Raw genomic sequence first — 11,908 nt, 5'->3', positions numbered from 1 at the left:
GGCCATGAAAAAGACTCCGCTGCTCAATATTGCGCTGTCGCAAATGATCGCCTCGCTCGGTCATGGCGACATGCTCGTCATCGGCGACGCGGGCTTGCCGTCGCAGCCGGGCGTGCCCCTGATCGACCTGGCCTTGACGCGCGGCATCCCCGGCTTCATCGACACCGTGCACACGGTGCTGAGCGAGATGCAGGTCGAGTATCACCTGCTGGCCGGTGAATTGCCGCTGCATAACCCGGCCATGGCGGCGCAGGTGGCGGCCCTGGCCCTGCCCGATGCGCGCCAGGTGACGCATGAGGAGTTCAAGCAGCTCTCGAAGGGCGCGCGCGCCATCGTGCGCACGGGCGAATGCAGCCCGTATGCCAACGTCATTCTGGTGGCCGGCGTCGTGTTTTAACGCAAACAAGCGTCAAACTGTTTGCCAAAAACATCATCGGTATTGCCCCTGGTGAAATAATTATCCATCGGCAAAAGGGACGGCTACAATAGGCTTGTCCTGCCAGCTCGGCAGCTATCACGATGGTTTTCCGCCATGCCGATGGAAGCACCTGACGCTTTCCGCCCTGCCTTGCCGCCCGCCGGCAGGCGCGCCCACGGCTGGCTGTGCCTTGCCTCCATCCTGCTGTGTCTGCTATTCCCGGTCGCGCCGGCGCTGGCCCTCGAGCGCGTCGCCCTGCAACTGAACTTTACCCACCAGTTCCAGTTCGCCGGCTATTACGCGGCCATCGAGCAGGGCTATTACCGCGAGGCGGGCCTGGACGTGACCCTGATCGAGGGCGGCGATGGCCGGCTCGCCGAGGCGGCCGTGCTGGCAGGCGAGGCCGACTATGGCGTGGGCAACAGCACCTTGCTGCTCAGCCGCCTGGCCGGCAAGCCCGTGGTGGTGCTGGCCGTGGTGTTCCAGCATTCGCCCAGCGTACTGCTGATGCGCCAGCAGGGGGGCGCGCCGGACCTGCGCAAGCTGGCGGGCGCGCCCGTGATGATCGGCGCGGCCGGCGATACGGCGGTGGCCGCCGATGAAGTGTCGCTATTCCTGAAAAAGATGGGTGTCGATCCGCGGCAGCTGCATCATGTGCGGCCCAGCTACCGGGTCGAGGATTTGATCAGCGGCAAGGTCGACGCCATCGCCGCGTATTCCACCAACGAGCCGGACTATCTGGACCGGGCAGGCTTTCCGTATTACCAGTTTACGCCGCGCACGGCCGGCATCGACTTCTATGGCGACAACCTGTTTACCAGCGAGCATGAACTGCGCCGCCATCCCGAGCGCGCAAAAGCGTTCCGCGCGGCCAGCCTGCGCGGCTGGCAGTACGCGATGGCGCACAGCGAGGAAATGGCGCGGCTGATCCACGCCAAATACAGCCAGCGCCACGACCGCGCGCACCTGCTGTACGAGGCGCAGCAAATGGAACTGCTGCTGCAGCCCACCCTGGTGGAACCGGGCTACATGAATCCGCAGCGCTGGCAGCATATCGCCGATACCTACGCGGCCATGGGCGTGCTGCCGCGCAATGCCACGGACAGCAGCGCCTACAAGGGCTTCTTGTACCGTCCCGTGCCGGGGGCCGACCTGGGCTGGCTGTATCTGTCGCTGGGCCTGGCGAGCAGCCTGCTGGCCGTGGCCGCTGCGTTTCACTTCAGCAATCTGGCGCGCGAGCGCCGCCGCACGGAAGAAACTATTCGCCAGGGAGAATTGCGTTTTCGCACCATGTTCGAGGAGGCGCCCATGGGCATCGCCCTGATCGACACCCTGAGCGGGCGCTTTCTCGACATCAATCCCCGTTACCTGGCCATCAGCGGACGCAGCCTGGAACACATGAAGCAATCGAGCTGGATGGAGATCAGCCATCCCGACGACGTGGCGGGCGAGCAGGAGCAGCTGGCGCAGCTGCTGGCGCACAGTTTGCCCGGCTTTCGCCACTCGAAACGCATCGTGCGCCCCGACGGCGGCGTGGTGTGGGTCGACGCGTCCGTGACGGCCATCGACACGGCGCGCCATGGCGGCCCGCACCATCTGTGCATGCTGGAAGACGTGACGGACAAGCGCCAGTCCGAAGCGCTGATCTGGCAGCAAGCTAATTTCGATACCCTGACGCAACTGCCGAACCGGCGCATGTTCCACGAACGCCTGCGCCAGGCGCTGGCGCAGGGCCGCCGCGATGCCAGCCGCGTGGCCATCCTGTTCATCGACCTCGACCACTTCAAGGAAGTCAACGATACGCTTGGGCACCACCAGGGCGATATCCTGCTGATCGAGGCGGCGCGGCGCATCCGTGTGGGCGTGCGCGAGACGGACACGGTGGCGCGCCTGGGCGGCGATGAATTCACGGTGATCCTGTCGGACCTCGACGACTTGCAGCAGATCGACCGCATCGCCCGGCAAATCCTCGACGGCTTGCTGGCGCCGTTCCTGCTGGGGCAGGAACAGGCCTTCGTCTCGGCCTCGATCGGCATCACCCTGTATCCCGACGACGCGGGCAATATCGAAGACTTGCTCAAGCATGCGGACCAGGCCATGTATGTCTCGAAAGGGGCGGGGCGCAACCGCTACAGTTACTTCACGCCCGCGCTGCAGGTGGCGGCCGTCAACCGCATGCGCCTGGGCGCGGACTTGCGCACGGCCCTGCGCGAGCGGCAGATGCAGCTGGTCTACCAGCCCATCGTCGCGCTGCGGAGCGGACGCATCGCCAAGGTGGAAGCCTTGCTGCGCTGGAATCATCCGCAGCGGGGCGTGGTCAGCCCGCCGGATTTCCTGGCGCTGGCCGAAAGCAGCGGTTTGATCGTGGAGATCGGCGACTGGGTGCTGCGCGCGGCGGCGGAACAGTTGCAGCGCTGGCGCGCGGCCGGCTATCCCATCGGGCCGGATTTGCAGCTGTGCATCAACCAGTCGCCACTGGAGTGGCAGCGCGAGGCCGATGCGCCCGGTGCCTGGCTGCGCCAGCTGGCGGCGCTGGACGTGCCCGCCTCGGCCATCGTGCTCGACATGCGCGAAGACGCGCTGCTGGGCGCCGGCGGCGGCATGGCGCAGCGCCTGCAGCACCTGCGCGCGGCGGGCTTGCAGATCGCCCTCGACGATTTTGGCAGCGGCCATGCCTCGCTGACACAATTGCAGCAGTGCGGCATCGATTACCTGAAGATCGACGGTGCCATGATCGGCAAGCTGGCGCACGGCGCCAGCGAGCTGGCCTTGTGCGAAGCCATCATCAGCGTGGCGCACAAGCTGGGCTTGCAGGTGATTGCGGAAGGAGTGGAAACGGCGGCGCAGTACGCGCTGCTGCTGGAGGCCGGCTGCGATTTTGCGCAAGGCTACCTGTTCGCGCCACCGCTGGCGATCGAAGCGTTCGACGCGCTGCTGCACGCGCAGCGGCCCTTGCGCCCTTGAAACAGGCGCGCGGCGCCACCAGATGTTCAGCCAACCCTGCGGGACGGGGCTCCCGGCCTGAACGGGCTTATACTCGACGGGCTGGCGCCTGCGCCCGGCTCCAGCTGTCACCGGTCATTGACCGGGCGCGCAGGCAAACCTTCTTCCATTCACTCCAACTCGAGGTGACCTCATGGGCATTTTCAGCAATATCTACAACAAAATCTTCCACCATTCCTCCGACGCCGCAGCGGCCGCCACGCCGGCCGCCGCCACGACGGCGCCGGCGGCGACTCCTGCCGCGCCTGCTCCAGCGGCGGCCCCTGCCGCCGCCGCGCCCGTGGTGGACGTGGAAGTGGTGCTGGTCGACCTGGCCAGCAAGAGCGCGGAAAAACTCAATTGGCGCACGTCCATCGTCGACCTGATGAAACTGCTGCAACTCGACAGCAGCCTGGCCGCGCGCAAGGAACTGGCGCAAGAACTGCATTTCACGGGTGACACCAACGATTCGGCCAGCATGAATATCTGGCTGCACCGCCAGGTGATGATCAAGCTGGCGGAAAACGGCGGCAAGGTACCGGAAGAGCTGAAGAACTAAACACCTGGCGGCGGCAGGGGTATCCACTGTCACCGCTATCCAATCCCGTGGGAACTGCCTATCATGGAGTTCCCATGGCGTCATGATAGCTAAAACTAATTGAAACTATTGTGACAATCAATTTTGCATATGGGTTAAAACCCCTTACACTAGAGTCTTACTGATTCACCACACGAGAGGAAATGACATGTCGCTGATTAATACCCAAGTTAAACCATTCAAGGCAACCGCATACCACAATGGCAAATTCGTCGACCTGACGGAAGCGTCGCTGAAAGGCAAGTGGTCGGTATTCGTCTTCTACCCAGCCGACTTCACCTTCGTTTGCCCAACCGAACTGGAAGATCTGGCCGATCACCACGCTGAATTCCAGAAACTGGGCGTCGATGTCTACGGCATCTCGACCGATTCGCACTTCGCGCACAAAGCCTGGCACGACACCTCGGACGCGATCAAGAAAGTGCAATACGCACTGATCGGCGACCCGACCGGCGCCCTGTCGCGCAACTTCGAAGTCATGATCGAAGAAGAAGGCATGGCACTGCGCGGTACCTTCGTCATCAATCCGGACGGCTTCATCAAAGTGCTGGAAGTGCATGACAACGGCATCGGCCGCGACGCATCGGAACTGCTGCGCAAAGTCAAGGCAGCCCAGTACGTTGCCGCCCACCCAGGCGAAGTATGCCCAGCCAAATGGACGGAAGGCGCAGCAACCCTGACCCCATCGCTGGACCTGGTTGGCAAGATCTAAGTCTTGACGCCTTGAAGTACACAGCAGCAAACAAGTAGTTACCGCGATGCCGGACCGGGTGTCCGGCCCGGCATTCGCCTAAATATTTGTAGAAAAGGAAAAAAATCATGTTAGACGCCACCCTCAAAACCCAACTGAAATCCTACCTGGAAAAAGTGGTGTATCCGCTTGAGTTGGTCGCTTCTCTCGATGACAGCGCAAAAGCCCGCGAGATGAAAGAATTGCTCCAGGAGATAGTCCTGTTGAGCGACAAGATCACGCTGGTCGAGCGCCTTGACGCTGGCGTACGGGTTCCGTCGTTCAGCATCAACCGTACCGGCTCCGACATCGGCGTGCGTTTCGCCGGTGTGCCGCTGGGCCACGAATTTACCTCGCTGGTGCTGGCGCTGCTGCAAGTGGGCGGCCACACCATCAAGTTCGACGATGCCGTGATCGAGCAGATCCGCAACCTCGACGGCGATTACGAATTTGAAACGTTTATTTCGCTCTCCTGCCATAACTGCCCGGAAGTGGTGCAGGCCTTGAATGCCATGGCGGTGATCAACCCGCGCATCAAGGTCACCACCATCGATGGCGGCGTGTTCCCGCAAGAAGTGGAAGCGCGCCAGATCATGGCCGTGCCGATGATGTTCCTGAATGGCCAACACTTTGGCCAGGGCCGCACGAATGTCGAGGAAATCCTCGCCAAGCTCGACACCAATGCCGGCGCCCGCCAGGCGGAAGCGCTGAACAAGAAGGATGTGTTTGACGTGCTGATCGTCGGCGGCGGCCCCGCCGGTGCGGCAGCGGCCATCTACGCGGCCCGCAAGGGCATCAAGACGGGCGTGCTGGCCGAGCGTTTCGGCGGCCAGGTGCTCGATACCCTGGCCATCGAAAACTTTATTTCCGTCAAGGAAACGGATGGTCCGAAGTTCGCCATGGCGCTGGAACAGCACGTCAAGGAATACGACGTCGACATCATGAACACGCAGCGCGCCGCGAAATTGACGCCGGGCAAGCTGGTGCAGATTGAAACGGCGAATGGCGCCGTGCTCAAAGCCAAGACCGTCATCCTGGCCACCGGCGCCCGCTGGCGCGAAATCAACGTGCCGGGCGAGAAGGAATACCGCAACCACGGTGTCGCCTACTGCCCGCACTGCGATGGTCCCTTGTTCAAGGGCAAGCGCGTGGCCGTGATCGGCGGCGGCAACTCGGGCGTGGAAGCGGCGATCGACCTGGCCGGCCTGGTGAAACACGTGACCCTGATCGAGTTTGGCGCGGAACTGCGCGCCGATGCGGTGCTGCAACGCAAGCTGCACAGCCTGCCGAATGTCACCGTGATCACCTCGGCGCAAACCACCGAGATCCACGGCGATGGCAAGATCGTCAATGGCCTCTCCTACACGGACCGGGTCAGCGGCGCGTCGAACAAGGTCGAACTGGAAGGCGTCTTCGTGCAAATCGGCCTGGTGCCGAACACGGAGTGGCTCAAAGGCACGGTCGCCTTGTCGCGCCACGGCGAGATCGAAGTGGACGCCCGCGGCCAGACCTCGATCCCCGGCGTGTTCGCGGCCGGCGACGTCACCACGGTGCCGTACAAGCAGATCATCATCGCCACCGGCGAAGGCGCCAAGGCAGCCCTGTCCGCCTTTGACCACCTGATCCGCTCGGATGACGAGGAAGTGGTTGAAGAGTCCGCAACGAAAGAAGCATTGACGGCGTAACGCGTTACGCTGAAAAAAAACCGGAGCGGCCGCGAGGCCCTTCCGGTTTTTTTATGCGTACAGGAAATTTAACTGCCCGCGTACAGGGGATTGGCGGCGACATACACCAGCACGCCCTCGACGCGCATGTCCTGCGGCGCGATGTCGGCGAGGGCGAAGACGGTCTTGTTGTTAAAAGTTTGCACGTGCCACGTAAATCGCTGGCCTGCGCGCGCGATAGTGACGGTTTCGCCGCGCGTGACGTTGATATGCCGCGTGGTCGGTTGCAGGTCGATGGTGCGCTGGGCCGCGCCGTGGTGGGCGGGCGTGCCATAGTCGGCGGCCGTGCCCGTGGGGCCGGCGGCGAGGGCCGAGGTGGCCAGGGCGGCGCACAGGATGGCCAGGGCGCTGCGGTGGGTGTTCAACATGATTTCTCCAAGAATAAGCCAGGCGCGGTGAATAACCGAGCCGTGTTGTTGTCGTGGCTGCACCGGGATCGCCGGTTTTTGCAACACGGCATCGTAAGCGCTCCTTGGCCGATCTGCAAAGCGGTATTTCCTGTCTATATTTCCACCGTCGCCGCCAGCGGCACGTCCGGCGCCAGGTGGCTGGTCAGCACGATGCACTGGCGCGCCAGGCGGGCCGGCTCGGCCAGGCGCGCGCGCAAGTAAGCCATGGCGGCCGCGTCGAGGCCATTGAACGGCTCGTCGATCAGCAGCAGGCGCACGGGCAAGGCCAGGGCCAGCGCCAGTTGCAGTTTTTTATGCTGGCCCAGGGACAGGGCGGTGATGCTTTGCTGCAAGGTCGGTAGCAGGGAAAACGCGCTCAGCTCGTCGTTCAGCAGGGACTGGTCGCTGCCCGGATACAGGGCCAGGTGCAGGTCGAGAAACTCGTGTACTTGCAGCCAGGGCAGGGTGGGCGCATCGCCGCCACAGTAGAAAGCTTGCGCGCGGTAGGCCAGCGGCATGCAGCCGCTGTCGATATCGTTCAGGCGGATGGCGCCGCGCGCGGGCAGCAGGGCGCCGCCCGCCAGCTTCAGCAAGGTGGTCTTGCCCGCCCCGTTGGCGCCGCGCAGCCAGGTGATCCCGGGGCCGAATTGCTGGTTGAATCCCTGGAAGACGCTGTGCGTGGGGAAGTGAAAATCGAGGTGCTCGATGTGCAGGGTGGGAGAACAGGCATTCAATTCCATAATTCGCTTCCGATGGCGCTCAAGGCAAGGATGGACAGGACGACGAGGGCGACCCTGCCCCGCGCCGTGAGGCGGCGCAGGCCGACGATGGCCAGCAGGGCGAGGCTGGCGGTGATGGCGTACACCTTGGTCACGCGCTGCTGCAAGGCGGCCGGATCGATGGCGTACAGCACGATGCCGGCGCCCAGCAGCACCAGCAAGGCGGGCAGCAGGCTGGCGCCGCAAGCCAGGCGGATGAGGTTGCCGCTGGCCAGTGGCCAGGCGTTCAGCGAGGGACGCAGCACGGCGATCTGCTCGCGCACGGCCTTGTCGCCCCGGTCCGTCACGATGATCAGGCTGGCGCTGGTCAACAAGCCGAGCAGCGGAGCCGGCACGTGCGGCACGCGCAGCAGCCAGGCCAGCATGCCGGCGCCGGCGCTGGCCAGCAGCAGGCTTTGCTGGATGCCAATCACGTTGTCATTGCGCCAGAACGGCAGCCAGAACAGCTGGCGCCACAGGAACACGCTGCGCCAGCGTGGCAGGCGCGGCACGTACGCCGTCATCGTCGGCGCGCGCGCTTTCTGTGCGGGACGCGGTGCGCGCAGGCGCCGCGCGATGATGCAACTCGTCACTATCCAGGCCAGCAGCCAGGCGGCGATGGTGGCGGCCATGCCTGGTATGGCAATGGGGCGCAGCCAGGGCGGCGACTGCAGCAGCCAGATGCTGGCCGAGACGCCGTAGGCGATACCCAGCGGCAGCATCAGCAGGCTAGCTACGGCCACGTCCGCTTGCCAGCGCAGGCGGGGCGGCAAGGGCAGCTGGCGCAGCCAGGCGGCGGTATGCGCCGGCAGCAGCCGCTTGCGCAGCAGCCAGGCGGGCAGGCAAGTGAGCAGGGTCTGCGTGCCGATGATGGCCAGCGCGGCGGGCCAGGGCAGGGTCATGGCGAGAAAGCCGGGCAGAGCGATGACGCTGAGCAAGCCCAGCAAGACGGGGCCGGCGAGGAAAAAGGCAATCTCCATGGAACTCGTCAGGCTGGCGGCAAATTGCAGCAAAGCATGATGGGCCAGGCGCAGCCGCAGGACGATGTAGGGGTGGACAGGGCGGGGCAGGCGCATGCGGGCAGGGGCGGAGTCGGGGTAGCGCTGATTCTAACAGCCGGGGTCAGACCCCCGGACAAGTTAGCTTTTGGGGTGACGTCGGTGGTGTTGTGGATCTGGCTCCGGAATGGGAAAAGCCCTTCGGTTCTGGGAACCAAAGGGCTTTTCTTTTATTGGCGGAGCGGACGGGACTCGAACCCGCGACCCCCGACGTGACAGGCCGGTATTCTAACCAACTGAACTACCACTCCAAGCTCGTATGATCTGTGTTGCTGATCCATGAAGCACTGGATAATTTTCTGTATTGGTGGTGGGTGCTGAGAGGCTCGAACTCCCGACCTACGCCTTGTAAGGGCGCCGCTCTACCAACTGAGCTAAGCACCCGCATACCCAGAAAACTATCCCGACGTTTGTCACCACGTCTGGAAGAGGCACTATTATAGGGGGCGCTATGCTGCTTGTGCAACTATTCTTGGGAATAAAAGTGTTTTTTTTGCTGAAAAGCGCAAAAATTTTTACGGGAAGGAATGCCGGCGCAATTTCTGCTGCGGAAATGGGAAAAGCCCTTCGGTTCTGGGAACCAAAGGGCTTTTCTTTTATTGGCGGAGCGGACGGGACTCGAACCCGCGACCCCCGACGTGACAGGCCGGTATTCTAACCAACTGAACTACCACTCCAAGCTCGTATGATCTGTGTTGCTGATCCATGAAGCACTGGACAGTTTTCTGATTTGGTGGGTGCTGAGAGGCTCGAACTCCCGACCTACGCCTTGTAAGGGCGCCGCTCTACCAACTGAGCTAAGCACCCGTTGCTTGTCTCAGAAAACCATCCCGACGTTTGTCACCACGTCTGGAAGAGGCGCTATTATAGGATGGCTAAAATCCTTGTGCAAGCGCTTTTTTCACATTATTGCGTGATATTCCATTGCGACAGCATCCAGGCCATATTGAATGCGCTCTCTTGAATGGCATTGTAGCGGCCCGATGCGCCGCCGTGGCCGGCGCCCATATTCGTTTTCAGCAGCAGGGGATTGCCGTCCGTCTTGTACGCGCGCAGCTTGGCCACATATTTCGCCGGTTCCCAATACATGACCTGGCTGTCGTTCAAGCCCGTCGTCACCAGCATGGCGGGATAATTCTTGCGGGCGATGTTGTCGTACGGCGAGTAGCTGAGCATGTAGTCGTAGGCCGCCTTCTGGTTCGGGTCGCCCCACTCCAGGTATTCGCCCGTCGTCAGCGGCAGGCTGGCGTCCATCATGGTGTTCATCACGTCGACGAAGGGCACGGCCGCGTGCACGGCGTGGAACAGCTCGGGACGCATGTTGACGACGGCGCCCATCAGCAAGCCGCCCGCGCTGCCGCCCTGGATGATGAGGCGGTTCGGGCTGGTCCATTTTTCGCGCACCAGGTAGTCGGCGCTGTCGATGAAGTCATGGAAGGTGTTTTTCTTCTTCATCAGCATGCCGTCTTCATGCCAGGCTTCGCCCATGTCCGTGCCGCCGCGGATGTGCGCCTGCGCATAGATCACGCCGCGGTCCAGCAGGCTGATGCGGCTGATGGCGAAACTGGCTTCCGTGGAAATACCGTACGAGCCATACGAGTACAGCAGCAGCGGTGCGGAGCCGTCGAGCTTGACGCCTTTCTTGTAGACGACCCATAGCGGCACTTGCACGCCATCGCGCGCTGTTACCCACAAGCGTTGCGTGGTGTAGCGGCTGCCGTCAAAGCCGCCGACGATTTCCTGCTGCTTCAGCACCGTGCGCTTGCCATCCTTCATGCTGACGTCGATGACGGTGGGTGGCGTGACGGGCGACTGGTACGACATGCGAAATTGCGTTGCGGAAAACTCCGGCGTGCCGGCCGCCGTGGCCAGGTAGACGGGGTCGTCGAACTGCACCGTCTTCCAGGTCTTGTGCGCGAAATCATGGATGCGCGCGCGGTTCAGGGCGCGCGCCTTTTCCATCACCACCAGGTAGCCCTGGAAGACGTCGAGGGACTGGATCACGGCGTCCTTGTTGTGCGGCACGACGGGCTTCCAGTGTGGCGGCTGCGGCGCGGACAGGGGCGCGCTGACGACGCGGAAATTCTTCGCGTCTTTATTGGTGAGAATGTACAGCTGGCCGTCGCGGTGCTCGACGCTGTAGCGGTGGCCCTTTTCGCGTGGCAGCACGCTCTGGAAGCTGCCTTCCGGCTTGTTGGTTGGCAGCAGCAGCACATCGCTGGTATCCGTGCTGCCCGAGGTCAGCACGAAGAAGCGCTGGTCGCGCGTGCGTCCCACGCCGATGGCGAACTGTTCCACCGGTTCGTGATACACCTGCTGCGGCGTGCCGCCCAGCGGCAGGCGGAACAGGCGGTCCGAGCGCTTGGTGGTGGCGTCTTCCTGCGCCAGCATCAGGGTGGCGTTGTCCGCCGCCCAGGCCAGCGACGTCACGCGCGGCATGGCGTCGCCGAGCAGCTTGCCCGTCTTCAAATCCTTGACATGCAGGTCGTACTGGCGGAAGCCCGTCGTGTCCGTGGTATAGGCCAGCAACTGTTCGTTCGGGCTGATGGCAAACGCGCGCACGGAAAAGAAGGTGTGGCCATCGGCCAATTGGTTCTGGTCCAGCAGGATTTCTTCGGCAGCGGCGGCGTCATAGGCGCCGTTCGCGCCCACGGGGCGGCGGCAGTTGAGCGGGTATTGCTTGCCCGCTTCCGTGCGCGTGTAATAGTAGAAATTGCCCATGCGCACAGGCACGGACAGGTCCACGTCCTGCATGCGCCCCTTTACCTCCGCGTAAATTGTGTCGGCCAGCGGCTGGATCGGCTTTGTCACGGCGGCCGTGTAGGCATTCTCCGCATTCAGGTAGTCGATCACGGCAGGATCGGTCTTTTTTTGCAGCCAGCGGTAATCGTCCGTGACGAGCGTGCCGTGGCGCATTTCCTGCCAGGCCGTCCTGGTGGCGACTGGTGCGGCGATATTGGTCGGGGTAGTGTCGGCGGCCAGCGCGGGTGGCGCCAGCGTGGACAGCAACAGGGCCGGCAGCATGGATGAGCAGACGGCAAGGCGGCGCAAGGCGTGATGGGCAATAGACAAGGCAACTCCTTTGAATAGTTGTGTCAGGATTGTAATCTTGCTATTGGGAAAAGCAACCGCCAGGCGCCGCCTGTGTGTCGAGTGCGTTTCAACTTGCATCCGCGCGCATTTCCGGTAATACTGTATGCATGCACAGTATCTTGCCAAACTCAGGCAAGCCGACCCGCCGCGAGGTGTTT

Annotated in this window: 9 protein-coding genes and 4 tRNA genes; 5 read left to right on the top strand and 8 right to left on the bottom strand. The window is 63.0% G+C overall.

Annotation, left to right across the window (positions count from 1 at the left end; all coding sequences use genetic code 11):
• Positions 1 to 4: 4 nt before the first annotated feature.
• The 5 genes from rbsD (at position 5) to ahpF (ending at position 6,413) form a co-directional block, all read left to right on the top strand.
• On the top strand, positions 5 to 397 hold the full coding sequence (gene rbsD, locus BM193_RS23350; RefSeq protein WP_092801433.1) for a D-ribose pyranase: 393 nt from the start codon (positions 5 to 7) through the stop codon (positions 395 to 397).
• 135 nt (positions 398 to 532) lie between these two features.
• The gene (locus BM193_RS23345) at positions 533 to 3,382 is read left to right on the top strand and encodes an EAL domain-containing protein (protein WP_254786387.1); all 2,850 of its coding nucleotides are present in this window, start codon (positions 533 to 535) and stop codon (positions 3,380 to 3,382) included.
• Positions 3,383 to 3,554: 172 nt separating this feature from the next.
• Positions 3,555 to 3,959 carry a DUF3597 domain-containing protein gene (locus BM193_RS23340; RefSeq protein WP_092801414.1) on the top strand — a complete coding sequence of 135 codons (405 nt, stop codon included), beginning with the start codon at positions 3,555 to 3,557 and terminating at the stop codon, positions 3,957 to 3,959.
• Positions 3,960 to 4,146: 187 nt separating this feature from the next.
• A complete protein-coding gene (gene ahpC, locus BM193_RS23335) occupies positions 4,147 to 4,710 on the top strand; it encodes an alkyl hydroperoxide reductase subunit C (RefSeq protein WP_092717461.1) in 564 nt (187 codons plus the stop codon).
• Between the two features lie 107 nt (positions 4,711 to 4,817).
• On the top strand, positions 4,818 to 6,413 hold the full coding sequence (ahpF, locus tag BM193_RS23330; RefSeq protein ID WP_092801411.1) for an alkyl hydroperoxide reductase subunit F: 1,596 nt from the start codon (positions 4,818 to 4,820) through the stop codon (positions 6,411 to 6,413).
• Positions 6,414 to 6,481: 68 nt separating this feature from the next.
• Here the strand turns inward: ahpF and BM193_RS29305 are convergent, their stop codons facing one another.
• The 8 genes from BM193_RS29305 to BM193_RS23290 all read right to left on the bottom strand — a co-directional run bounded on the left by BM193_RS29305 (position 6,482) and on the right by BM193_RS23290 (position 11,729).
• A complete protein-coding gene (locus BM193_RS29305) occupies positions 6,482 to 6,820 on the bottom strand; it encodes a CzcE family metal-binding protein (protein WP_092801408.1) in 339 nt (112 codons plus the stop codon).
• A gap of 134 nt (positions 6,821 to 6,954) precedes the next feature.
• On the bottom strand, positions 6,955 to 7,581 hold the full coding sequence (locus BM193_RS23320) for an ABC transporter ATP-binding protein (protein ID WP_092801405.1): 627 nt from the start codon (positions 7,579 to 7,581) through the stop codon (positions 6,955 to 6,957).
• Positions 7,572 to 8,675, bottom strand: a complete 1,104-nt coding sequence (locus BM193_RS23315) for a hypothetical protein (protein WP_092801402.1) — start codon at positions 8,673 to 8,675, stop codon at positions 7,572 to 7,574. The genes BM193_RS23320 and BM193_RS23315 overlap by 10 nt, the downstream gene beginning before the upstream one ends.
• Positions 8,676 to 8,831: 156 nt before the next feature.
• Positions 8,832 to 8,908, bottom strand: a tRNA-Asp gene (locus tag BM193_RS23310).
• A gap of 57 nt (positions 8,909 to 8,965) precedes the next feature.
• Positions 8,966 to 9,041, bottom strand: a tRNA-Val gene (locus BM193_RS23305).
• A gap of 216 nt (positions 9,042 to 9,257) precedes the next feature.
• A tRNA-Asp gene (locus tag BM193_RS23300) sits at positions 9,258 to 9,334 on the bottom strand.
• 54 nt (positions 9,335 to 9,388) lie between these two features.
• A tRNA-Val gene (locus tag BM193_RS23295) sits at positions 9,389 to 9,464 on the bottom strand.
• Positions 9,465 to 9,563: 99 nt separating this feature from the next.
• Positions 9,564 to 11,729: a S9 family peptidase gene (locus BM193_RS23290; protein ID WP_092801399.1), complete on the bottom strand. Its 2,166-nt coding sequence runs from the start codon at positions 11,727 to 11,729 to the stop codon at positions 9,564 to 9,566.
• Positions 11,730 to 11,908: the final 179 nt, after the last annotated feature.

This window comes from Janthinobacterium sp. 344, assembly GCF_900112025.1.
Lineage (GTDB): Bacteria > Pseudomonadota > Gammaproteobacteria > Burkholderiales > Burkholderiaceae_D > Janthinobacterium.
This window is presented reverse-complemented; position numbering and strand designations above follow the sequence as displayed.